The sequence below is a fragment of the Arachidicoccus sp. BS20 genome (assembly GCF_001659705.1).
Taxonomy (GTDB): domain Bacteria; phylum Bacteroidota; class Bacteroidia; order Chitinophagales; family Chitinophagaceae; genus Arachidicoccus.
Genome location: NZ_CP015971.1, coordinates 1,984,823 through 2,009,062 on the forward strand (window position 1 = coordinate 1,984,823; position 24,240 = coordinate 2,009,062).

A 24,240-nucleotide genomic window follows, 5' to 3' on the forward strand; every position below is an offset into this window, starting at 1 on the left:
CCGGTTTATTTCCAAGTTTCCGGCAAGATGCTTTTAGATAATCAAAAAATTTTTGCTTGTTCAACTATTATTCTACATTTGTAGAAATAATTCTAAATTTATAGAAATGAAACTGACAAAAACAGAAGAGCAATTAATGGAATATATCTGGCGCGAAAAGAAAGTTTTTATGAAAGACTTAATCGATTGTTTCGACGAACCGAAACCTGCGCCTACAACAGTTGCGACTTTGCTAAAACGTATGCAGGAAAAAGGTTTCGTGGCATACAAAACTTTCGGCAATTCGCGGCAATATTATCCTTTGGTAACGAAAGCGAGCTATTTTTCAAAGTATGTGAACGGCATTATTGAACAGTTTTTTGACAACTCGCCTTTGCAGTTCGCATCGTTTTTCACACAATCGGGAAAACTGTCGAAAAAAGAACTGGAAAGTTTGAAGAATATTATTGATGAACAGATTAAAAAGAAAAAATCATGATTACTTATTTCATTAAATGCGTTGTATGTTCGGGCTTGTTGCTCGGCGTATATGCGCTGTTCTTGGAAAGAGAAAAGATGCACAGGTTCAACAGACTTTATTTGTTGGCGGCGTGGATTGTTTCCTGGTTCATTCCGTTGATCACATTTAAAATGCAGGCGCCGAAAGTTGTGGAACAAATACAGCACACAGTATTGCCTGCGACTAATAATTTCGTTCCGAATTTTGTTCCGGAACAATCTTCTGAAATATTGATGAATACTGAGGTTCAGCAAACTTCGATTAATTATTTGCCAATGATTCTTTGGAGTATTTACGGAATTGTTACTTTGATTCTGTTGATAAGATTTGTGATGAACATGGCTCAAATCAACAGATTGATTCGTAAAAATGTTGTTCAAAAATTTGCCGATTATTCTTTGGTACTTGTCCCGAATAATGCCGTTTCATTTTCATTTTTCAACTATATTTTTCCGGCGGAAAGCGATTATGAAAACGGACAAATAGAACACAGTATTTTTCTGCACGAAATGGTTCATGCAAGAAAAATGCACAGCATAGACATTTTGTTCATGGAACTGTGCAAAGTGTTTCTTTGGTTCAATCCTTCCATTTTTTTATATAAAAGAGCAATTCAGTTAAATCATGAATTTCTTGCGGATGAAGTTGTGGTTGAAAACAACAATGTTGTTAATTATCAAAATCTTCTTCTTTCAAAAATTACACAGATACCTATTTCGCAATTGGTCAGCAGTTCAAATTATTCCATCACTAAAAAACGTTTTATTATGATGACGAAAAGAACAAAACGCATTAAAGCAATGTGTTTAAAGCTCGGTATTATTCCGGTTGCCGGAATAATGATTTTCGGGTTTAGCAAAAAAGTAGTTACAAATCCAAAAGCCACAGCACAAAAGGATTTCAGCGAAACAGTAGTACCATTTGCAACAAATGATGAGAATGATTCGGATATTGTTTCAGCTTATAAAACTTTATATAATTCTATAATACAAAAGGGGAAAGCGGATAACGGATATGATTCGATTCATTACGACGGAAGCAGGAGTCAATTTTTAAGACTTCAAAGTATGTATCAATCTATGGACGCTTCTCAAAAAGCGAAAGTTGGTACTGATACTTTGCCGATATTTGCAATTATCGCACTTGACAATCCCCACACTTATCCGAAACAGCAGAGACCAACTGAAACCCAAATCAAAAAGTGGTCAGCTCATCCAGAGTTGTGGGCTATCTGGTATAATGATGAAAGAATTAAAAACACAGATTTAAAAAATTATAGCAAAAACGAATTGGCTCATTATCGTGTTGATGCACTTGCAGAATACATAAGACCGAAAATGGGCTACAACGTAGAAATTCATATTTACGACCAAGCCCATTATGAAGAAAGCACAAAAGGCTATCAAAGATGGCAAGACCCAATTCGAGGTACGGAATTTCATAAGATACCTATAACAAAAACAGTTATTGAAAATGGAGTGAAGAAATCTTTTACGCCACCGACAGTTGTGAAAGATGCAAATTATAAAGTTCCGTCTCCTCCACCGTATCCATACATTAAAGGGAAACCAATTAATCCGCCCATGCCTCCAAAATACATTGTGAGTAAGGATAACATATCTGAAGAGCAATACGAATCTTTTACATATATGCTTCGTTCAACATGGTCGAGAAAAGATTTGCCTAATGGCAAATATGAAAGAGGTTATAATATAGATAAAGAAACATTGGAAAAATTATACCCACTTTATGAAAAGATGTCGGCAGAACAAAAAGTTGGTATCATCAAAATACCTTCGCCTGATGAATTAAAATCTTCATCCGATAATAAAATTTTTATAATTCCATCAATTAGATTAATTAACTGATGAATAAAAATTTTCCTGTTCGGAATGTTAGCGTTGGGCATTCCGAACGACAGATATAAAGGATGTATAATCCTATTCATCTACTGTTCAAAATACCCAACGCTAACATCTTGAACAGCAAAATCCAACAAAAAAATCGCTCCCGAAATTCAGGAGCGATTTTAATTTATTAACCATACAGAATAGCAAATTATTGCACGGATAATTTCCCTTTCAGCTCGGCTCCGTTTCTTACTTCTTCAGTCACGTTTTTGACCAATGTATCGTTCTCATTTAAGCCATTACCGAAGACAGCGACGGCGCTGTCATTTTCGCCGCCCGTAGCTACGGGAATCCAAACTGTTTTCCCGTTTTCAACTTTAATTACATAGATGCCTAAAGTAGAATTTAGCAATGCAGTTTTAGGAATTACAAAAGATGTTTTATTAGTCTTGTTGCTTAATGGCATAGATACTTCCGCAACCATCCCTGGTAATAAAATTTTATCGTCGTTTTCAACATCGGCTTCGATGTGCTGTGAACGAAGCCTGCTGTCCAGCGCACCTGCAAGCCTTGACACTTTTGCATTGAAAGTCTCTCCCGGCAAGGATTTTACAGTAAAACTAACTTTATCGTTCAAGTGCAAAGTTCCCGCGCTGCTTTGCGGAACGTCCACTACCAAGCGCAATTTCTTTTGTTCCTGCAATGTAAAAATAGGAAGCGCTGCACCTGCACCTGCCGTCGCCACAAATGCGCCTGCGCTCACATTGCGCGCCGTGATAACGCCGCTGAATGGCGCTCTTATTTCAAGATAATTACGATTGTCGCTCACTTCTTTTACCGCAGCCAATGCAGATTGATATTGTGCGTAATCCGATTTTTGTTTTGCATCGGCAATTTCCAATTCGTTCGGCGAAACCGTTCCGGGCGTTTTACTTGTTTCCAACAATCTGTCATACGTTGCTTTATCGGAAAGATAAATCGCTTTCTGTGCTTCCACGCGCGAGTTGGCTGCATCTAATTGCGCATTTATTTCCGGTGCTTCCATCACAGCGAGCAATTGTCCTTGCGATACCTGACTTCCCACATCGACATACAGTTTCTTTACAAAACTGCTGACTTTGGCATAAATATCCACGTTTTGAAATGCAATCAATTCGCCTGGCATTGTTAAAGAATTGGATAGTTTGCCCTGAGTCAGCTTAAAAGCATTGACGGTAACGGCGCTCGAAGAGCTGTCTGTCGTTGCATCGGAAGCCTTTTCTGATTTTGCATTGCCGCAGCTTTGCAACGCTGTACCTGCAAGCATTACAGCAAAAACGGGAACATAAATTTTATTAATGGATTTCATTTTCATATCGATGATAAAATTGAATTTTATGGATAGTTTGCCACAGATGCACAGATGAAAAATTATCTGTGCATCTATGATTATTTTTCTAACTCACTGCCGGATGAAGATGTGGAATAAAATGAACACTATCCTTATCTTCAGGGTCGAGCGAAACGCTTTGCGTGGTTGCTTTTCCCTGCCCCCAGGCGAATGCCAAAGGCAGGATAAACAACGCTGCGAATGTTGATAAAATCAATCCGCCAATCACGGCTCTTCCCAACGGCGATGATTGGTCGCCGGCTTCGCCAAGTCCGCTTGCCATCGGAATCATACCTACAACCATTGCAAGCGCTGTCATCAAAATCGGGCGCAAACGCAACGCTGCCGCTTCTTTTGCAGACGCAAGCGCATTGCCGTTGTGTTTTCGTATTTGCTCTGCATTGGTAATTAATAACACCGCGTTGGAAATAGATACACCTACGGACATAATCATTCCCATATATGATTGAAGGTTTAATGTAGAACCGCACACCATCAGCAATACAAGCGAACCTAATAGTACTGCGGGAACGGTTGCCAGCACAATTAACGATACTTTAAACGATTGGAAATTAGCGGCTAACATCAAAAAGATAACAACAATAGCCACAATCAAACCGCTTTGTAAGCTGTTAAGCGTATCGCCAAGTGTTTCGCTTAAACCAATTAAATCAACGCTTAAACCGCGCGGTAATTTTCCTAAAGAATTAATTGCCTTTTGTACATCATCTGCCGCGTGTCCCAAATCTTTGTTATTAAGATTTGCAGTAACGGTAAGCATTGGTACAGCGCCAAGGTCATCGTTTTCGCCATAAGTCGTGTCGCGGGTAATGGTTGCAACATCTCCAAGAACCGGGCGATTGCTATTGGGCAACAAAGGAATTTCTGCCATGTCTTCTTTGCTGACCATTTGATTTTCAGGCACTTCCACCTGTACATTGTAGCTCAAACTTGCTTTCTGGTCAACCCAGATATTTTTATTTGTCAAACGGGAAGATGAGGTTGCCGCCGTAATCACATTTGAAATCTGATTGATGTCCAAGCCTAATTGAGCCGCCTTAATTCTGTCGATATGAATATTCAATGCCGGATAATGGGTGGACTGACCAATCTGCACATCGCGCAGGTAAGAAATATTTTTCAGCTTTGCCATCAGCATATTTGCATACTGTTCATTAAGCTTTTTATTTCTGCCCGAAAAGCGTACTTCAATAGGTGTAGGCGAGCCTTGGGACAAAATTTTATCCGTCAGTTCAATCGGCTCAAAAGATAATTTCATTTCAGGGTCGGACTTTGCTACGCTTGCACGAATTTTATCTTTCAGCTCATCCAGATTAGTTTTATACCCTTCTTTCAAAGCTACTTGCAGCACGGCTTCCTGCGGACCAGCCATCCACAAGAATATCGGTGCGGTGGAGAACAATTGCGGGTGTGTACCTACAAATGCCGATGTGATAGACACATTATTTTTTCCAACAATATCGTTGATATCTTTGAGTACATCCAATGTTTTTAACTCTGTTTCTTCAAAGCGTGTACCATCCGGCTCGCGCAGGCGCACCTGAAACTGCGAACCATTTACTTTTGGCAATACATCGCGACCGATATGTGTAATTAAAAAGCCCACAACAATGGCAACGATAATAATATATGCCGATACAATAATTTTTCTGAAAGGCATCATTCTTTCGATGAAACGCAGGTAGCTCATACGGAATTTTTCAAAGCCCTTAATTTTTTTGCCTTCTTTTTCGTCATGCTGAATAATTTTTTCTTTCTGTGCCCAGGTGTCTTCTTCCGTACTTTTCAAATGAGCATGTGCAAATTCTTCTGCATCGCTTAATTCCCTTCCGTCTTTTTTATGATGATGCTTTACTTTCATAATCCAGTTTGCCATAACGGGAACGAAAGTTTGCGCTAAAAAATAAGAAACAATCATGCTGAAACCAATTGCCAATGCCAACGGCAAAAACAAAGAGCCCGGAATGCCCCCCATCGTAAACGCGGGTGCAAATACTGCAAGAATACAGAATAAAATCAGCAGTTTCGGAAACGCTATTTCTTTACACGCATCCCAAATTGCAAGCGATTTCGGTTTGCCCATATCGAGATGCTGATGTATGTTTTCTATCGTTACGGTACTTTCATCCACCAAAATTCCAATTGCCAAAGCAAGACCGCTTAAGGTCATAATATTAATTGTTTGACCGAACAAACTGAGAAATAAAACAGATGAAATAATTGCCGTAGGAATGGTCATAATTACAATCAATGCGCCGCGCAAATCGCCCAAAAACAACAATACCATCAAGCCGGTAAGAATTGCACCAATGGCGCCTTCGCTCAACAAACTTTTTACGGAATTAATTACATAAGTCGATTGGTCAAATTCATAACTCAATTTTACATCTTCAGGCAACTGCGACTGAATTTTCGGCAAAGCTTTTTTCAGATTTTGTACTACTTCCCAAGTAGATGCATCCGCAGCTTTCGCAATGTCCACATATACAGAACGATGTCCGTTAATCAAGGCAACGCTTCCAGCAATGTCCGCACCGTCTTCCACAGTTGCTACGTCTTTTAAATATACATTGTTTACAGAATTTTTATAAATGGGAATATCGCCGAAGTCTTTAACTTCCTTAATTGTAGTATTGGCAGGCGTTACATAGTTAAGTGTGCCGATACGCACATTGCCCGCAGGCGCGGTTACGTTGTATTTGCTCAATGCTTCTACCAATTGCTGTGGTGTCAAATTATGTGAGCGCAACAAGTCAGGATTGGCTTTGATAACCACAGTGCGCATATTGCCGCCAAACGGTGTTGAGCCTACAAGTCCCGGAATGGATGTGAAAGATGAACGTACATATACATTTGCCATATCGAGCAGCTCGTTGCTGCTTCGCTTGTCGCTGCTCAAAACCAACTGTCCCACAGGTAAAGTAGAAACGTCGAAACGCACGATAAACGGCGGATTTGAACCCGGCGGAAATATTGCCTGAATACGATTGGAATAAGCGCTTACTTCGGCTGCCGCCTGTGCCATATTTGTTCCGGGATAGAAATTGATTTTGATAAGCGTTAAGCCGTCAATATTTTTTGTTTCGATACTTTTTACTCCGTTCACAAACAACAATATATTAATATATTGCTTTCCGAAAAAAGTTTCCATTTGGTTGGCAGTATATCCGCCAAACGGATGGGAAATATAAATTACGGGCAAGTCTAATTTTGGAAAAATGTCAATCTTTATCGACATTACAGATTTTATTCCAAAGAAGAATAATGCCGCCACCAATACCAGAATCGTAATCGGTTTTCTTAATGCAAATCTTATTAAGCCCATAATTTTTTCCTAAGTTGAAAATTGAAAAATTTGAGAAGAGGTTTCTCACTCGTGCCTCGTTCGGAAAGAAGTTCGACCATAGGGAGAAATCTCAATAATTATATTTAAACAACTCTATTATTTACTTGCCTCATTCAGCAATGTCAAATCTTCTGCATCCAAATTCAATTCTGTCGCAGCGAACAATGTTGCCAACTGACTTTGACTTGTTGCACTTGCGATAGGAGCGCCAATGCGTGGCTGCGCCAAGAGCCACGCCAATGCAACGGTTGCCTGTGTCGTATTGTGCTTTGCAGAAATTTTATCCAAAGCATTTAAAACGGCAAAGCCTTTTTCGTTCAGGTATTTTGCAACGCCGCCGCCGCGAACGCTTTTTCTCAAATCGGCTTCGCTGCGGTATTTTCCCGAGAGAAACCCTGCGGCTAAAGACCAATACGGAAAAACAGTTAAGCCGTATTTTTCTACTAAAGGCAAATACTCGGTTTCATAGTTTGTTCTTTCCAACAAATTGTAATGCGGTTGCAGCGCAACATATTTTACAAAATTGTTTTTCTCCGAAGCTTCAAAAGACTCAACTAATCTTTTAGGCGAAACATTGGAAGCCGCGATATAGCGTACTTTCCCGGCTTTTACAATTTCGTCGTAAGCCGATAAAGTTTCTTCAACAGGTGTTTTTTCGTCATCGAAATGTGTGTAATACAAATCGATATAATCGGTTTGCAAACGTTGCAAACTTTCATCAACCGTTTTGAGAATGTGTTGCTTTGTCGTGTCCGCTCCATGCGTGCCTGATGCGCCGCCCACTTTGGTTGCAATCACGATTTTATCACGGTTGTTTCTTGCTTTCAGCCATTTTCCGATAATGTTTTCCGACTGTCCGCCGGTACCGCCATGCGCCCAATGCGAATAAATATCTGCCGTGTCGATGAAGTTGAAACCTGCGTCCACAAAGGCATCGAGGATTTCAAAGGATTTTTCTTCGTCCAACGTCCAACCGAAAACATTACCGCCGAGATTGATGCGGGCAACTTCTAAATCTGTATTATCTAATTTTATTTTTGTCGCCATAACTTTCGTTTTTTTGTTCTCAATTATTTTTTTATAGCTGTCCTTCAAACACGCCGAAATCCCCTGCCGCTGCAGCTTTCAGCAAAAGCGCCTGCCAAATGTTGTTGTTGGCAATATCCTTATTTGTTTCTGCATTGATTAAATCGTAAGACGCTTGCGTTACATTAACCATATTCGTCAAACCGTTTTTGTACAAAGTATTTGCACGGGTGTATTCATCTTGCGCAGCCGTTATCTGGTAAGGTACTTCGTTATAAATTGTCAAAGCGTTGGTCATTTTATCTTTGGCAATTTTCAATTGCGTATTTATTTGTTCGCTTGCCAGATTGTATTCCTGCTGCAAACCTTCGCTTTGCCATTTTTGCGCAGCTACGGATTTGGACAATCTGAACGGCTGCGTAATATTCCACGTAACACCGATGCCGAGCAAATAGTTGCCGCGCGCGGGTTTCACGCCGTCCCAATAATTGTGTGTATAATCGCTTGGATTGTTTGCATAGTCATTGCCGAAGCCCGAACCTTTTGTTTGCAACACACCCACCAGAGAAAACGTAGGGTAATATTGCGACTTCAAATATTTTGTTTGTTCTTCGCTTGCTGCAATGCGGCTTTTGTAATATTGAAGTATGGGATGATTTGCAGAATCAACCGAATAATCCTCAACCTGCAATTGCGGCAATTTTGAAATAAAAGTCGTATCAACCTCAAACGTACTTGTATCTACGCCAAGCAACAAACTTAGATTGTGCTTTTGCTGTTCTTCATTATCAATAGCTTGTATCAGCGTGATTTTGGCGCTTGAATATTGCGCATTTGCCTGCGAAGAATCTACGCCGGCAACCAAGCCGGTTACGGCTCTGCGAATAACGAGTTGCCTTACAGAATCGGTGCGCGCGAGGTTTTGTTCATAATCATATACCAACTGATGCGCCGCCACCAGATTGAGATAGGCGCCGGAAACTTTTACCTGCTGTTGAAAAATTTCTTGTTGATAATCTTTGGAATCTATATTGGCAACAGACTGTGCTACTTTGGTTTTTTCTTTGTATTTGCCGAAAGAAAAGAAATCCCAATTCACATTGGCGAGATACAACGAACCGAATGCCGAGTTCCAGTTTTGTTTATCAAAAGTCGGGCCCGAAGAAGCTGCACCCAAACCACCGAAACCATACGCCGGCGCGTATTGCCCGTTGACTGTCCCGTAATATTGTTGTGCGCTGAAATTAACATTGGGCAATGCTTCTCTCTTAGATTCATCTACCAAACTTTGCGAAGCTTTTGCATACGCATTTTTTGCTTTGATGGATGGATAATTTTTTACTGCCAAATCAATTGCATCGCGCAGCGTGAGTATTTGTTGGGCATGAGAAAAATATGCAGAACCAAATAATAAGCAAGTGATGAAACATTTTTTAATAATCATTGTTTGACATCAATTTTATAATCAGATAAACTGTGTGAGCGTTTGGAAATCGAGTACAAAACAATCATAACTTTTTGAAGCAATTTTGAAGTTGGAAAATTTTATAAGATTATTTGATTTAGTACAAATGTTTGTGAGCAAAGGTTTTCCGCCTAATGTTTACAAATTGAATTGTAAAAATCGTTCAACATCATAAAACAAAAATTACTTTTATGCCAAAACATAAAATGATTTTAGAGATAAAATTTATAAACGCAAAATTAGTTTTGGCAAAGTTGTATTTAATAACAATAATCAAACAAGAAATAAAAAAAATCAAACAATTTATTTTTGGTTAGATTTAAAAACGATATAAAATGAGGTAGTAATATTTAACCACATAGAATTGTTTCATGCTTCCGCCGCAACAGTTTTTTCTTCGGAAATTACAACGTTTTCTTCCCTATAATTTTTATCGAAATACACACTGAAAGTATGTTGCTGATTGATGTAATTGTAATTAACGAAGAAGTTAGTTTTATTGCAAATTTGTTGTACAATCGACAATCCAAGTCCTATGCCATCGCTGCTTTGATTGCCTTTTTTGAAGCGGCGGAATATATCGTCGTGCGGAATGTCTAAAGGTTCGCCGGTATTGCAGATGCGCAACATTTTATTGGTAAGCACAATGTCCAGCTTGCCTCCGTCAATATTGTGACGGATGGCATTGCTCACGAGATTTGCCACCAAAATTTCTGCAAGCGAAGGATGAATGTTTAAAATAATGTTCGAGTCAAGTTTTGTGGAGACACACAGTTCTTTCAACGAAATCCAGTCTTCATACATACTCAAAACGCTGCGCGTAATTCTGCAAAATTTTATTTGTTCCTGTGTACTGAATTCATGATTGTCCAACTTTGAAAGCAATACCAAAGAACGATTGATACTGGATAATTTCTCAATCGCATTTTGCATATCCGCAATAAGTGCGGCTTGCTCTTCTGTAATATTTGTTTCTGCAAGCAATTCCATTTTTGTGCGCATTACAGCTAATGGCGTTTGCAGTTCATGCGAGGCATTTTCACTAAATTCTCTTGCGCGGTTATAATCTTCAACAGCTTTATTGGTCATGTTTTGTATAAAAGAATTTAGCTCCTGAAGCTCTTTGATATTGGATTTGGGCAATTGTATTTTCTGCCTGTTTTTTAAATTGAAACTGCTCAGTGTGTGAATGGATTCTCGGAAGGGTGCGAACATTTTTTTAGACATTATTCTCGCCATTATAATTATTGCAATAATGATGAGCAGGAGTTTCCATGTCATTCCGTACATCATTCCCCAAAAGATTTGACTTTCGTTGGTCGTATAATTGTAGGAAGTAATTTTGTATGTGGACCCGTTGATATTGTAGAAAGAATTTACGGTAAGCAGGCATCCTTTTTTATCAACGTCTTTTTGGTTGCGAGAGCCGTTAATGATTTCAACTTTTTGAGAAGGCAGCGAAGAATTTAATTTTGTGATTTGAATAGGTTTTCCCAAGGTATAATTGTCGGAGATTTTTCCTTCTTTCAGCAATTGTGCAACATTGTCATTCATGGTTTTCATGCGTGCAATTTGCGTATTGTCTATTTTGTTACGGATGCTGTTGTATGAGATAATAACACACACGGGCGTGAGCAGGAGCACAACGCCGAGAAAGCGGATAGATATTTTGTTGATGAGCTTCATTTACGATTTGAATTTGTAACCTAAACCATAAACCGTTTCAATATAATCGTTGCCATTGGCGGCGCTTATTTTTTTTCGCAGGTTTTTTACATGCTGATAAACGAAGTCAAAGTTAGAAAGATTATCGGTATAGTCGCCCCAAAGATGTGTCGCAATAGCCTGGCGTGAAAGCACACGGTTTTTATTGACCAGGAAATATAACAGCAGGTCAAACTCCTTTCGCGTAATATCCAACACTACGGAATTGACTTTTGCCTCGACTTTATCGGTGTCTAAAATAATTTCATTGAAGGAAATTATGTGAGAGCCATTCAGGTTTTTTCTTCTGAAAATGGCGCGCAGCCTTGCGTGCAGTTCGGGCAGATAAAATGGCTTCGTGATATAATCATCCGCACCTTCTTCGAGACCCTGAATTTTATTATTCAAAGAATCCTGTGCGGAAATAATCAATACGCTGCTTGCGATATTTTCGTCTTTGATAAATTTCAACAAATGCAATCCGTTGCCGTCGGGCAGCATAATATCAAGCAGAATAAAATCATAGGTAAAAAGTGAGAGCTTTTCTTTGGCGCTTTCGACATCAAATACACATTCACACACATACTTTTCCTCACTAAGGTAAGTAAACATACTACTTGCCAATTCTTTGTTGTCTTCTACAATAAGAATTTTCATGCGGCAAAGCTATGCCTTAATTTTATAGAAAATTTGAAGAAGAAAAGAGAACATCGTGGAGAATACCGGGTTTGAACCGCTGATTTTTTACGTTGCCAATCGTCAGCTGAAAGGCTGAGCGATAAGCAGGGTGTATTTCTCTGCAAACCAAATATGTACCGGATGCTGAAGCAGAGGGCACTACTTACAACTCCAGCTCATATTGTGATACAAGCAGCAGACAAATTTTAATCCGCCAAAAGTCAATCTTACTTCACTATCAACAACCAGCCTTTATTCTTCTCAACATGAATCGCTTCATCAATTTTAAACGCTCTTGCAGGTTGAAATTTATCAATCACAGGCGCAACAATCGTTGCTGTTGAAGGATTGATGCCAAGCGCTTTCCAATCAATTTTCAAGTGAATATTTACATCGTTTTTTGCCCAGCTTGCAAGCGATATTAAAACTGAATTATTTTTTTTATAAATGGTTACAGGCACATCTTCATTGTCCGATTTTACGGGATTATCATCTACCCAATACCCGATCATTTTGGCATCGCCAATGCCAAAGCTGTCCCACACTTTCCACAACGGGCGCGGGTCTGCATTGTCAAACCAAAGCAATCTGTCTGTCATGCCGTAGAGCATTCCCCGCCACGCATTGCCGTTATTTTCAAGCATCTCTCCCATTAAACCGAATGGAATGCCCGACATTTCCGTAAGATAATAATCTTTGGAATTATTTTCATAATCAAACTTTTCTCCGAACCACAAACGATTTAAGTAAGGAAATAATTCCATGTATAAAATAGAACTGTTATTCCAACCGTCTGCCTTGTCAAACTGATTGGCAGAATGTAAATCAATCAATCCGGGATGATTATCCTGCAACAAAGCACGTTTCACACGCTTCATAATGTCGCGGTCGAAAGCAACATCATCCAAGTATAAACCATCAATGCCAACATTTTTAACTAACCATTTAGTTCCTTCCACATAATAGTTGTGCCAGCGGCTCATGCCGTTTTGCACAATCGCCGCATCGTTGGCTTCGGGCGTGTACCAACCCGCGATGTAATTGGTGTCAAGATGCTCACAAAGCCAAGGATAACCGTTGCCTTTTCCGGGCGAAAAAATTTCTGTTCCAAGACTGAATAATGCAGGCAATTCATAAGCGCGGTTGGACAATTCGCGCACTGTGTTATAAATTTTTACCTTCTCTCCCAGCGCATGTGCACTGTCAATATATGATTTCATTTCGCTGGTTTTGATGAAAGGATAATTGATGTACGGATTGATTGCCGTGCCTTGATGAATGTTAATCACGGTTGCGCCCAACGCCTTCGCTGTATCTGTATTAATGTACTTGTGAATGTAACGATTGGCGAAATGCGACTTGGTATCGAGCGTATGAAACGGCGTGAACAACATTCTGAAATTATAATATAAAGTATCGCCTTTTTTCATGCTGCGCGCACCGGAATAATTATCGACCAAAATGGCTTTGCCTTTCTGCCAAATGCTGATACCACCTTTGTTGTCGTTGCCCCAGGAACTTGGTAACAACAAAGGTTTTTGCAAATAAAAATTGGTGTTCAATGGGCGAACATAATGTTGGTCGCGCAGCGAAAATTGCAAGCCCGCATTTACATCGCCAAGCCACGCGCCGTCTTGATTTAAAGTATCAACGTGCCATTTCCACGCAATGCTGTCGGGACGTTTTTGCCCGATATTTCCCAAGCCCAAAATATATTTTGCAACGCTTGGTTGAAACGGAATGTGCAAATTAATATTGTTGAAATCTGCATCTTGCAAAGCAATTACTTTCACAGTATAATTAATAAATCCGTCAAATTCCAACGAGCCGTTTACATCCATTTCAATTTCGGGCGAAGTATTTTTTACTTGCCAGGAAATGGTGCCTTCGCTTTGTTCCGTATAATCAACCAGCGACGAATTGAAAGCAATATCTTTTCCATCGGATTTTGTAAAATGAAAATGAATGGGTTCGGTCAAAACATCTTTCGGTTGATTGCTGATACTTGTCATTTCCTGTGTGAAAAAGCTTTGCAGTTGTGCGGGAAAACCTGTTTTGGCAATTGTTACTTTTCTTCCCAACAAAGAAATTTCATTACCACTTTTTTTCAAAGGAATGTAGGGCGCAATCACGGTATTTTTTTCATACAAAGTGGAATTCAGCCAAGTCAGTCGCGTTTGTTTCCAAGGCTCATCTACGCCGTGGTCTTTAGCAATTTGGTCGTTTATTTTCAAAGAGATTTTTACAGTTGTCGTTGGAGCATTATCGACTGAAACTTTGACTGCGCCTGCATAAACGCCTGCTTTTGTATCTTCCGGAATATCAATTGTACACCACAATGCTTGTACTTTTTTCTGCGGAACATTTACCATAAATGTTTCAGGCGTTCCAATCCAATTCACGCCTTCGTTGTTGATACATTGCATAATCGATTTGCTCAAAACCGCGCCAGATGCGGATTTCAGGTCTGAGAACTCAACGCGCACATTTTTCAAATCTTTTTTTGCCGGGTAAATTCCAAGTTGGTAAGCAAAATTTTCGCCGCGCAAAGCTTCATCTTTGAAAGAATTTTGCACACCTTTTTTAATCCAACGAAAAGGCAAATCATTCGTCATTTTTATGGAATGCAATCTGTCTTCGGGGAAAACAAGATAGCTTTTATCGCTGTTCTTTTTTATCAAATCATCTGTTTCCTTTTGTGTTGCAATTACTTCCATCGGATAAAAATTATTAAATCCGTTTACCGATTGCAATTCGCTGCAAACTGCTTGTAGCGTAGATTTTGTGGTTTTTGCCAACCAATTTTCATCTGCCGTATTTTTTACAGGTAAATAAATTGTCTTGGGATAATAAACGCCTTTGATATGATACGGCATATAATAAACATAGTATCTGCCAACACCCGAAGTAGGTTCAAAATAAATGGTTCCCTGTTCGCGCGAAACATCTTTCAACAATGCATTTTTCACAACCGAACATGTTTGCGCATCCACCAAAATTACATCTTTATTCTGCGGATTCTCATCTCGTCTTCGCCAGGGAATTATAACCTTCGCAACATCGCCTTTGGATGTTACATTGACTATAACGCGATGCGTTCCCAAACTATCTGCATTCCAATCGTCATGCGCATTTGTATATTTCAAAACAGGCGTTTGCGCCATAGCTCCGAGCATACATAAAGACACTAAACTTGTGAACAAAAATTTCTGCATAAAAATATTTTATAGAGATTGGAAAGATAATATTTTATGCGTTTTGTACAAAAAGCAATCGGTTGCGTAAGTGCATTTTTAAAAAATTGAAAGACAGACAAATGATATTTAAACTATTGGTACGTTATTAAACTAAATAATTAGTATATTAGCCTATATTTTTAAAACATGAAGAAACCGATAATCATAATTATATCTGTTATCTGCGTAAATGCCTGCTTCGCGCAGATGAATAATTCTCAAAGTTTCAACAACATTCAATCGCTGAATATGTTTGCACGCGTGTTGTATGTTGGTATGCACCCCGGCGATGAAGATACGCAATTGCTTGCATATTTATCAAAGCATAAACATTGTGATATCGGCTATCTAAGTCTTACGCGCGGAGAAGAAATGGCGAATTATGCAGGCTATGAAAAAGGAATTGATTTAGGAATTATTCATACGCAAGAATTGTCCAACGCCGCTAAAATAGCTGGTTTTGAGCCGCTGATAACTTGTGCGATGGACTTGGGAAACTATCCTTCTACAAAAGAGATTTTCGGCGTTTGGGACGAAGATTTGATTATGTCAAATCTCGTTTGGGCAATTCGTTATTTCCGTCCTGATATTATTATCACGCCTTATAACAATGATAAAGACAGCGCAGGCGGCATACTTGCTTCGCTGATAATTGAAGCAAATAAAAGAGCAAGTAATAAAGATTATAACTCCATTCAATTAGCCGGGCGTTTTAATTTTTTAGATACCGTTTCCGCTAAACAAATTTTTTGGGACGTTCCTGATTCTTTACAAATAAACAGAAACGATTGCATTCCCGTTTATACCAATCAAACCGACGAGTCAAGCGGAATAACCTATAATGAAATTGCGAAGCAAGCTTATCTCTGCGAGCGAAGCGTGTTCAAAGATTTGGGCAATCTTCCTTTGAGAAAAGACACACAATATTTGAAACCATTATTGTCTTCTTCAAAAAGCCTTTTTGAAAATATTGATACTTCGTGGTCGAGAACCGGCAATGACTTTCATAATGAGGTTGATTCAATTGCTGCACAATTTGATTTTCTTCATCCTGAAAAATCGTTGAAAAATTTGACTGATTTATATCAACAAATTAATCAATCCGGTATTGATAATTTTTGGAAAAAAATAAAGCTGCAACAGTTGCAAAACATTATTCTTTGCTGTGCAGGAATTTCCACAGAAGCCTTTTGCGATAAGCCTTTCGGCGTTCTTGGGCAAGATTATGATTTTTCTGTTTCAGTTAAAAATAATTTGTCTGATATAAAAATTTCCAATCTTCACATCAACGATTCCATTTATCAATTTGACACTTCGCTCGCTGCAAAAAGCAATTATCTTTTTACAAAGAAATTTCATCTTTCTTTGGACGATAATGCTTACCAGCCTTTCTGGCTCAACAAACCGATAAGAACAACTCAGTCTTATCGCATCGATGATTCAATGACGGACAAATTAATTGATACAGCCTGCTATTCCGCAACCTTTACTTTGATTGTCAACAATCTGCCATTGACAATTAAAACGCCGCTTGTTTATCACACATTTGACAGGATGAACGGCGATATTGTTGAACCGTTTTACGCCGTAGAGCCTGTGCTGGTTTCTCAGCAACCGCTCGTATTATTGACAAATGTTACAGGCGATACCAAAGCGAATAAAAACACGGATATTAATTTAAAATTCCGCACCATGTTCTCCGGCACCATGTTCACGATTGTTGAAATACAAAAACTTGGAAAGATTTCAACAAAAAACGGGCAAGCTACTACGTCCGACATTCCTGAATATTTGTATCGTTCCGATACTACTGTCAGCTTTAAGCCAAACGACGTTTTTAAAATAAAAATTCCTTTCAAAGACAATGATGTGCAAAAGAATGTTGCGAAAACAAAATCGCTGATTCCCTCTGTATTAATGAATTTTTCGGGTAATGGAGAATCGTTTGACTCAAACATAAAAGAAATCAATTACAATTACATTCCAAATGTGCTGTACAATTATCATGACGAAACAACTGTTGTGAATGATGAAATAAAAACTAAAGGAAAACATGTTGCTTATTTATTTGGTTTGCCGGATGATGCGCTCAACAACGCACTGTATCAACTTGGCTATAAAACAGACGATGTAAGCATGGAAAAACTGAATTTGGACAGTTTGAAAAATTATGATGCAATCATTATCGGCAATTATTTACCAAAAGAAGATTTAGACACAAATGTTTTGAAAACGACACAATTCAATTTAGAAAATTATGTGTACAAAGGCGGCACATTAATCAGCTTTGCGAACGATGACGAGCTGAATTTTTTATTGCCGCATTCAATCACAACAGCTTCACAAAGTATCATCAAAAATCCTTTGGCGCTAAAATTTGTTGCAGCAGGCGACTCTTCCCTATTCAGCTATCCAAACAAAATTGATATTAACAGCATTGCAAATTGGAACAATCAGCTCGCTTATGGTTTTGCTTTGCAATACGACAATCATTTTCAGCCGGCGTTAAAAATTCAGTCACTAAAAGACAATTCATTTGTTGCGCCGATATTGTATACACACGACGGAAACGGCATTGCCATTTATTGTAATTTGGACATACCTTCGCAGGCATTGAACGCTCAACCGGATGCGTTCAAATTATTGGCAAATTTTATCGCATTCGTGCATCATAACAACAATGGAAATCATTAATCATCCCAGAGAATTATTACAGCAAGATTGGATTGATATTTTAAGAAATTATTCCGAAGAAGCGGAACAAAACGGAATATTACATCCAAAGCAAATACAGTTATTGTTTAACAACAATTGGCTGAAAGCATTGACAGCAAAGGATTATGGCGGATTAGAATGGTCGCTGCCGCAAATTGTTTCGTTTGAAGAAGCCATCGGCTGGGCAGATGGAAGCGCAGGCTGGGTATTTACATTATGCAGCGGTGCAGCTTGGTTTTCCGGTTTTTTGAATCGGGATTTTGCAAATAAAATTTTCTCTGAAAAAAATGTTTGCCTTGCCGGAAGCGGCGCAGCATCGGGTATTGCGAAGAAAATAAACGACGAAAATTATCTTGTTTCGGGCAGTTGGAAATACGCCAGCGGTGCACCTTTCGCTACCGTTTTTACGGCAAATTGTGTTGTGGAAGACGAGCAAAAAATAAAAGCATTTTGTTTTCTGAAAGATGAAGTAACCATTTCCAAAACATGGAACAGCATTGGTTTGATTGCATCTTCGAGCGAATCATTTTCCGTGAACAATGTGGTTATTCCGAAAGAAAGATGTTTTGAAATTGATGCAAATAAAACAATTATTTCTTCGCCCTTATATCAATATCCTTTTTTGCAATTGGCTGAAAGTACAATTGCAGCTAACGTTTCGGGCATGGCTCTGCATTTTATCGAAGAATGCGAATCATTATTCAAAGAGAAAAAATATCGCGGCGGAAATGTTTTGTGGGAAAATAAAAACATTCAATCCATTTTCCAAAAAGAAAAAAGCAATTGGCAAAATGCAAGAAATCAATTGCACAAATCAGTCGAAATTTCCTGGAATGAATTGCTGGATAAGCATACGATTTCCGATGAAAATTTACAGGAAGTTTCAAATGCTTCGCAGAAATTAGCAAAAGTTTGCCGGCAGATTGTAAACAATTTATATCCATTGACAGGTTTGACGGGTGCAAATAGAAATGCTGATATAAACCGCGTGTGGCGCGACTTTCAGACGGGAAGCCAGCACGCAATTTTTATGGATGTATAACCTGTCAAAATACTCGGATAATGTTTAAAAGAATAAATCTGTGCATCTGTGGCTAAAAATTCATTATCCGTAGGATTATCCTAAATTTGCGTTCATTTTTGAACGATAAGATTTTATCAATGACTATTTCATACAATTGGCTGAACGAATATTTACCCGAAAAAATAGATACGGAAAAATTATCCAAAATCCTTACTTCTATTGGCTTGGAAGTGGAGAGTTTGGAAAAATACGAGAGCATCAAAGGCGGCTTGAAAGGCTTGCTTGTGGGCGAAGTTCTAACTTGTGAACAACATCCGAATGCAGATAAATTAAAATTGACAACCGTCAATATAGGTGCGGGCGAACCTTTAAAAATTGTTTGCGGCGCGCCCAATGTTGCTGCGGGACAAAAAGTAATTGTGGCGACTGTTGGCACTACAATTTACCCGACAACCGGTGAACCTTTAACGATGAAAGTTGCGAAGATTCGCGGCGAAGAAAGCTTCGGAATGCTTTGCGCGGAAGATGAATTGGGCATGGGCGAAAGCCATTCGGGCATTATTGTTTTGCCAAATGACGTAAAAGCGGGAACGCCTGCCGCAGAATATTTTTCTGTGTATGAAGATTGGATTTATGAAATCGGTCTTACGCCCAATCGTATGGATGCGATGAGTCATATTGGCGTGGCGCGCGACGTATGCGCTTATCTCACACATCACGAACATAAAAAAACTTCTTATAAAATCCCTTCTGTCAATAGTTTCAAGCCGGATACTAAAAATTTCGCGATTGATGTAACTATTGAAAATACCGATGCTTGTCCGCGTTACACGGGCGTTACTATTTCCAACGTGGAAGTTGCGCCGTCGCCGGAATGGTTGCAGAACAAACTGAAAGCAATCGGCATTCGCAGCATCAACAATATTGTGGACATTACCAATTTTGTGTTGCACGAAACCGGGCAACCTTTACACGCTTTTGATGCAGATGAAATTGCAGGCAACAAAGTGATTGTAAAAAATCTTCCGGAAGGTACGCCGTTCGTTACTCTGGACGAAAAGGAGCGCAAACTTTCTTCCGAAGATTTGATGATTTGCAATGCGGAAGAAGGAATGTGTATCGCGGGCGTTTTCGGCGGTGCAAAAAGCGGTGTTAAGGAAACAACTAAAAATATTTTTCTCGAAAGTGCGGTGTTCAATGCAACCAGCATTCGCAAAACATCCGTGCGTCATGGTTTGCGCACCGATGCTGCTACGCGGTTTGAAAAAGGCGTGGATATTTCCAACACGTTGTATGTGCTGAAACGTGCAGCGTTATTGATTAAAGAAATTGCGGGCGGAGAAATCAGTTCGGATATTGTGGATGTTTATCCTGCGCCGAAAGAGAAAACGCAGGTCGCGTTAAAATATCATTACCTTAAAAAATTGAGCGGGAAAAATTATCATCAGGAAACGATTATTGATGTACTTGAAGCCTTAGGTTTTGAGAAAATAAAAGATTCGCTGGATGAAGTTTGGTGGGCTGTACCTTTCAGCAAGCCGGACATCAGTTTGCCTGCGGATATTGTAGAAGAAATTTTGCGTATCGACGGATTGGATAATATTGAAATTCCAACTTCTATTCGCCTTTCGCCATCGGTGGATGCGTTGGGTTTTAAAGAAGATGTACGCGAAAGAATCGCTAATTATCTGGTTGGTCAGGGTTTCAATGAAATTATGACCAACTCGATTACCAACAGCAAATATTACGACGAAACAATTCTGAATCACACCGTGAAAATGCTCAACAGTTTGAGTGCTGATTTGGATGTGATGCGACCTTCGATGCTGGAAACCGGCTTGGAAAGTCTGGCGTATAATATTCATCGCAAAAATACGAATCTGCAATTCTTTGAATTTGGTAAAACCTATCATACATCAGGCATCGGCAATTACACGGAACAGGAACATTTATCTTTATACATCACAGGAAAAAATCATGAAGACGAATGGAATGAAAAAGGAAAAGCATTGGATTTCTATCGCGCGAAAGGCTTGACAGAAGCGGTTTTGAAGCTTTCGGGCATTCAGAATATTCAGTATAAAAACTTGGAAGATGAAGCAGGAATTTCAGTTCTTGCAAATAAAAAACGAATAGGAAAAATCATTTCCGTTGCGAAGCAGCAAAGAGATTTTTTCGACATAAAATCGCCGGTTTATTTTGTAGATATAGATTTTGGTATGATAATTTCTATAAAATCAACCGAGCAAATTTTATACAAAGAAGTACCGCGTTTTCCTGCCGTGCAGCGCGATTTGGCAATGGTTTTGGACAAATCGGTTCAGTATGGAAATATTCTTTCGATTATTAAAAAATTAAACATTTCCATTTTAAAAGAAACACGTTTGTTCGATATTTTTGAAAGCGAAAAACTGGGCACAGATAAAAAATCTTTAGCCATCAATTTTACATTTTTGGATGAAGAAAAAACGCTGACGGATAAAGATGTGGATAATGTCATCAACAATCTTATCACTGCTTTTGAAAAAGAACTGAACGCAGAGATAAGGAAGTAGAAAATATTAAACCACATAGATACATAGGAAATTTAGTTATGAAATTAAGAGTTGAAATGTGTTCAGAATTTGAATGTGCAGGAAATCATAGTATTTTCATCTTCGATGAAAATCTATTGTGTAGCTTTCTATTTCGCTTCGTTCGTCTATGAAAAACTATGTTTCTATGTGGTTTTAAATTTTAATTTTTAGTTTATGGAAAATTCGCCGCTTCAAAGTCTGGAAGATAAATTGCAAAAGCTGCTGCAACGCTTTGAGCAATTGAGAAAAGACAATCAAAAACTGAGGAACGAATTGGACAAAACACAAACTTCTCTGGCACAGGCAAATAAAAAAATCGAAGAAATTCAGCGGCAAAATGATGCTTTAAAAATTGGCGTGCAACATTGGTCGCCGGAAGAAAAAAAACGCCTGCAGGCAAGAATTGACGGCTACTTGAAAGACATTGAAAAATGTTTATCGTTATTGGATGCGTAAAAAATTATGGTTGATTTAATTGTCATACAAGTTGTCATCGGCGACAGAACTTTTCGCCTTAAAGTAAACCGCAAAGACGAAGAAGTGGTACGCAAAACCATAAAATTGGTTAACGACAAAGTATTGGAATACAAAACCAATTTCGCCGGGAAAGATATGCAGGATTACGTGTCAATGGCTTTGCTTTGGTTCGCCACCGAGCAAAACAAAGCCGGCAGTCTTATGATTGAACAGCAGGAAACCAATCAAAAACTCAACAGTCTCGAAAACCGTTTAGACAAACTCTTAAATGAATAACCCATTTTGCTAAAGAAATATAAAAAAAATTTGTAAATAAATTTATTGTTGTAATATTGCACCGGAAACAAACGATAAGTTTACAGCCAAATACATATCGATGTTTGTTCTCTTCAAAAAATAATTTCAACAATTTTATTCTTTTATTCTTAATTCAAAAAACCAACGAGCGCACTATTATTATCTGCACTCAAGCAAAGAATGAATAATTTCAATTCAATCTAAAACTTTCTATGTACGACATTTTGCAATTAAACGACATGTTGCTGCCCGAACTATTGGACATTGCGGAGCAACTAAAAGTAAATGTGGGTAAAAAAAGCGATAAGCAGGAACTCATTTACAAAATTCTTGATAAACAAGCCGTAAACACTGCCGATAAACAAGACGGAGAAAAAACAACTAAAGGTACGCGCAAGCGCACCGTCAAAGCAACAACAGCCAACACAACTGAAGATGCTGAAGTGATGAGCGGCGATGAAAAACCGGATGCAGCTCCCGAAAGAAAGAGGGAGAGAAAAATCATCAAAAAATCTGCCGCAGCACGCACGCCAAAAACGGAAGATGTTGCAGAAGAAAATAACAAGCAACCTGTGCAAAAACAAACAACTCCTGCACCTTCCCCTGCCGCAGATACGACTCCAAAAGAAGACATAAACAGTAACAATGATATTCCGGAAATTCCGAGCTCCCTGCTTGCATTATTAAGTAACGAAGAGGGCGATATTTCTGCTGAAGATTTGGAAAAAATGGATGAGGATGAATTAATTGCTTCTGCACAGGAACAATCAAAACCACCACGTTATCCACAGAAAAATCAAAGAAAAGAACCTGCGTTTAATATTGAATTTGACGGTATTATTTTAAGTGAAGGTGTTTTGGAAATGATGCCCGACGGTTACGGGTTTTTGCGCTCGTCGGACTATAATTATTTGTCGTCTCCGGATGATGTATATGTTTCTCCATCACAAATAAAATTATTCGGATTAAAAACAGGCGATACGGTTTTTGGTGCGGTTCGTCCGCCAAAAGACGGCGAAAAATATTTTGCTTTGTTGCGTGTGGAAACCATCAACGGCAAAAGCCCCGACGAAGTGCGCGACCGCGTTCCGTTCGATTATCTCACGCCGTTATTTCCTTTTGAAAAATTAAATTTATTCCAAGGTCCGACGCATTACAGCACGCGCATTATGGACTTGTTTACACCCATCGGTAAAGGTCAGCGCGGCTTGATTGTAGCGCCGCCGAAAGTGGGTAAAACAGTGTTGCTGAAAGAAGTGGCAAATGCCATCGCAGCCAATCATCCTGAATGTTACTTAATGGTTGTGCTGATTGATGAACGTCCCGAAGAAGTTACCGATATGGAACGCAGTGTGAAAGCCGAAGTGATTGCTTCGACATTTGATGAGCCCGCGGAAAAGCACGTGAAAGTTTCTACAATGGCTTTGCAAAAAGCAAAACGTTTGGTAGAATGTGGGCATGATGTAGTTATTTTATTAGACAGCATTACGCGCCTCGCGCGCGCGCACAACACGGTTGCACCGGCATCGGGTAAGGTATTATCCGGTGGTGTGGAAAGCAACGCGATGCAAAAACCAAAACAATTTTTTGGCGCTGCGCGTAAGATTGAATTTGGCGGTTCATTGACAATTTTAGCAACAGCTTTGGTCGATACCGGAAGTAAAATGGATGAAGTGATTTTTGAAGAGTTTAAAGGAACCGGCAATATGGAACTCTTGCTGGATAGACGTTTGGCAAACAAACGCATCTTCCCTGCAATTGATTTGACGGCATCTTCAACACGCCGCGACGATTTGTTGTTGGACAGAGAAGTGCTCTCACGCATGAACATTCTGCGTGTTTATCTCGGCGACATGAAAGTGGAAGAAGCTATGAATGATTTGCTGAAACAAATGCGCGGAACGAAAAACAATGAAGAGTTTCTGGCAAGCATGAACGGATAAAATAAAATAATAGT

15 protein-coding genes are annotated in these 24,240 nt (G+C 39.1%); 8 read left to right on the top strand and 7 right to left on the bottom strand.

Translation table 11 applies throughout. The features are described 5' to 3' along the window. Positions 1-106 precede the first annotated feature (106 nt). Together A9P82_RS09010 and A9P82_RS09015 are read left to right on the top strand one after the other, a co-directional pair. Positions 107-478: a BlaI/MecI/CopY family transcriptional regulator gene (locus tag A9P82_RS09010; protein WP_066206969.1), complete on the top strand. Its 372-nt coding sequence runs from the start codon at positions 107-109 to the stop codon at positions 476-478. Further along, positions 475-2,367 carry a M56 family metallopeptidase gene (locus A9P82_RS09015; protein WP_066206976.1) on the top strand — a complete coding sequence of 631 codons (1,893 nt, stop codon included), beginning with the start codon at positions 475-477 and terminating at the stop codon, positions 2,365-2,367. Before A9P82_RS09010 ends, A9P82_RS09015 begins: the two co-directional genes overlap by 4 nt. A gap of 190 nt (positions 2,368-2,557) precedes the next feature. Here A9P82_RS09015 and A9P82_RS09020 read toward each other — a convergent pair whose 3' ends face one another. The 7 genes from A9P82_RS09020 to A9P82_RS09050 form a co-directional block, all read right to left on the bottom strand. Further along, positions 2,558-3,697: an efflux RND transporter periplasmic adaptor subunit gene (locus A9P82_RS09020; RefSeq protein WP_066209759.1), complete on the bottom strand. Its 1,140-nt coding sequence runs from the start codon at positions 3,695-3,697 to the stop codon at positions 2,558-2,560. Between the two features lie 88 nt (positions 3,698-3,785). Next, positions 3,786-7,064, bottom strand: a complete 3,279-nt coding sequence (locus A9P82_RS09025) for an efflux RND transporter permease subunit (RefSeq protein ID WP_066206979.1) — start codon at positions 7,062-7,064, stop codon at positions 3,786-3,788. Between the two features lie 117 nt (positions 7,065-7,181). Beyond that, a complete protein-coding gene (locus A9P82_RS09030) occupies positions 7,182-8,132 on the bottom strand; it encodes an aldo/keto reductase (RefSeq protein ID WP_066209761.1) in 951 nt (316 codons plus the stop codon). 31 nt (positions 8,133-8,163) lie between these two features. Next, complete coding sequence (locus tag A9P82_RS09035) at positions 8,164-9,555, bottom strand: TolC family protein (RefSeq protein ID WP_066206982.1); 1,392 nt, start codon at positions 9,553-9,555, stop codon at positions 8,164-8,166. A 390-nt stretch (positions 9,556-9,945) separates the two neighbouring features. Then, positions 9,946-11,262: a sensor histidine kinase gene (gene porY / locus A9P82_RS09040; protein WP_066206985.1), complete on the bottom strand. Its 1,317-nt coding sequence runs from the start codon at positions 11,260-11,262 to the stop codon at positions 9,946-9,948. After that, positions 11,263-11,937 (bottom strand): response regulator transcription factor, encoded by a 675-nt coding sequence (locus A9P82_RS09045; protein WP_066206987.1) that lies wholly within the window; start codon positions 11,935-11,937, stop codon positions 11,263-11,265. A gap of 248 nt (positions 11,938-12,185) precedes the next feature. Next, a complete protein-coding gene (locus A9P82_RS09050; protein WP_231891130.1) occupies positions 12,186-15,173 on the bottom strand; it encodes a glycoside hydrolase domain-containing protein in 2,988 nt (995 codons plus the stop codon). A 228-nt stretch (positions 15,174-15,401) separates the two neighbouring features. Between A9P82_RS09050 and A9P82_RS09055 the strand changes: the two genes are divergently transcribed. From A9P82_RS09055 to rho, 6 genes are all read left to right on the top strand, one after another. Then, complete coding sequence (locus tag A9P82_RS09055; protein ID WP_066206997.1) at positions 15,402-17,888, top strand: PIG-L family deacetylase; 2,487 nt, start codon at positions 15,402-15,404, stop codon at positions 17,886-17,888. Beyond that, positions 17,875-18,951 (top strand): acyl-CoA dehydrogenase family protein, encoded by a 1,077-nt coding sequence (locus A9P82_RS09060; protein WP_066209763.1) that lies wholly within the window; start codon positions 17,875-17,877, stop codon positions 18,949-18,951. The genes A9P82_RS09055 and A9P82_RS09060 overlap by 14 nt, the downstream gene beginning before the upstream one ends. A gap of 98 nt (positions 18,952-19,049) precedes the next feature. Next, positions 19,050-21,488, top strand: a complete 2,439-nt coding sequence (gene pheT, locus A9P82_RS09065; protein WP_231891131.1) for a phenylalanine--tRNA ligase subunit beta — start codon at positions 19,050-19,052, stop codon at positions 21,486-21,488. A 195-nt stretch (positions 21,489-21,683) separates the two neighbouring features. Continuing rightward, positions 21,684-21,965: a hypothetical protein gene (locus A9P82_RS09070; RefSeq protein ID WP_066207002.1), complete on the top strand. Its 282-nt coding sequence runs from the start codon at positions 21,684-21,686 to the stop codon at positions 21,963-21,965. 6 nt (positions 21,966-21,971) lie between these two features. After that, positions 21,972-22,262 carry a cell division protein ZapA gene (locus A9P82_RS09075; RefSeq protein ID WP_066207004.1) on the top strand — a complete coding sequence of 97 codons (291 nt, stop codon included), beginning with the start codon at positions 21,972-21,974 and terminating at the stop codon, positions 22,260-22,262. Between the two features lie 233 nt (positions 22,263-22,495). Continuing rightward, on the top strand, positions 22,496-24,226 hold the full coding sequence (gene rho, locus A9P82_RS09080) for a transcription termination factor Rho (protein WP_066207007.1): 1,731 nt from the start codon (positions 22,496-22,498) through the stop codon (positions 24,224-24,226). Positions 24,227-24,240: the final 14 nt, after the last annotated feature.

Coding starts and splice junctions, on each gene's coding strand:
- A9P82_RS09010 (WP_066206969.1), top strand. CDS start 107: ATGAAACTGACAAAAACAGAAGAGCAATTAATGGAATATATCTGGCGC.
- A9P82_RS09015 (WP_066206976.1), top strand. CDS start 475: ATGATTACTTATTTCATTAAATGCGTTGTATGTTCGGGCTTGTTGCTC.
- A9P82_RS09020 (WP_066209759.1), bottom strand. CDS start 3,697: ATGAAATCCATTAATAAAATTTATGTTCCCGTTTTTGCTGTAATGCTT.
- A9P82_RS09025 (WP_066206979.1), bottom strand. CDS start 7,064: ATGGGCTTAATAAGATTTGCATTAAGAAAACCGATTACGATTCTGGTA.
- A9P82_RS09030 (WP_066209761.1), bottom strand. CDS start 8,132: ATGGCGACAAAAATAAAATTAGATAATACAGATTTAGAAGTTGCCCGC.
- A9P82_RS09035 (WP_066206982.1), bottom strand. CDS start 9,555: ATGATTATTAAAAAATGTTTCATCACTTGCTTATTATTTGGTTCTGCA.
- porY (WP_066206985.1), bottom strand. CDS start 11,262: ATGAAGCTCATCAACAAAATATCTATCCGCTTTCTCGGCGTTGTGCTC.
- A9P82_RS09045 (WP_066206987.1), bottom strand. CDS start 11,937: ATGAAAATTCTTATTGTAGAAGACAACAAAGAATTGGCAAGTAGTATG.
- A9P82_RS09050 (WP_231891130.1), bottom strand. CDS start 15,173: ATGCAGAAATTTTTGTTCACAAGTTTAGTGTCTTTATGTATGCTCGGA.
- A9P82_RS09055 (WP_066206997.1), top strand. CDS start 15,402: ATGAATAATTCTCAAAGTTTCAACAACATTCAATCGCTGAATATGTTT.
- A9P82_RS09060 (WP_066209763.1), top strand. CDS start 17,875: ATGGAAATCATTAATCATCCCAGAGAATTATTACAGCAAGATTGGATT.
- A9P82_RS09070 (WP_066207002.1), top strand. CDS start 21,684: ATGGAAAATTCGCCGCTTCAAAGTCTGGAAGATAAATTGCAAAAGCTG.
- A9P82_RS09075 (WP_066207004.1), top strand. CDS start 21,972: ATGGTTGATTTAATTGTCATACAAGTTGTCATCGGCGACAGAACTTTT.
- rho (WP_066207007.1), top strand. CDS start 22,496: ATGTACGACATTTTGCAATTAAACGACATGTTGCTGCCCGAACTATTG.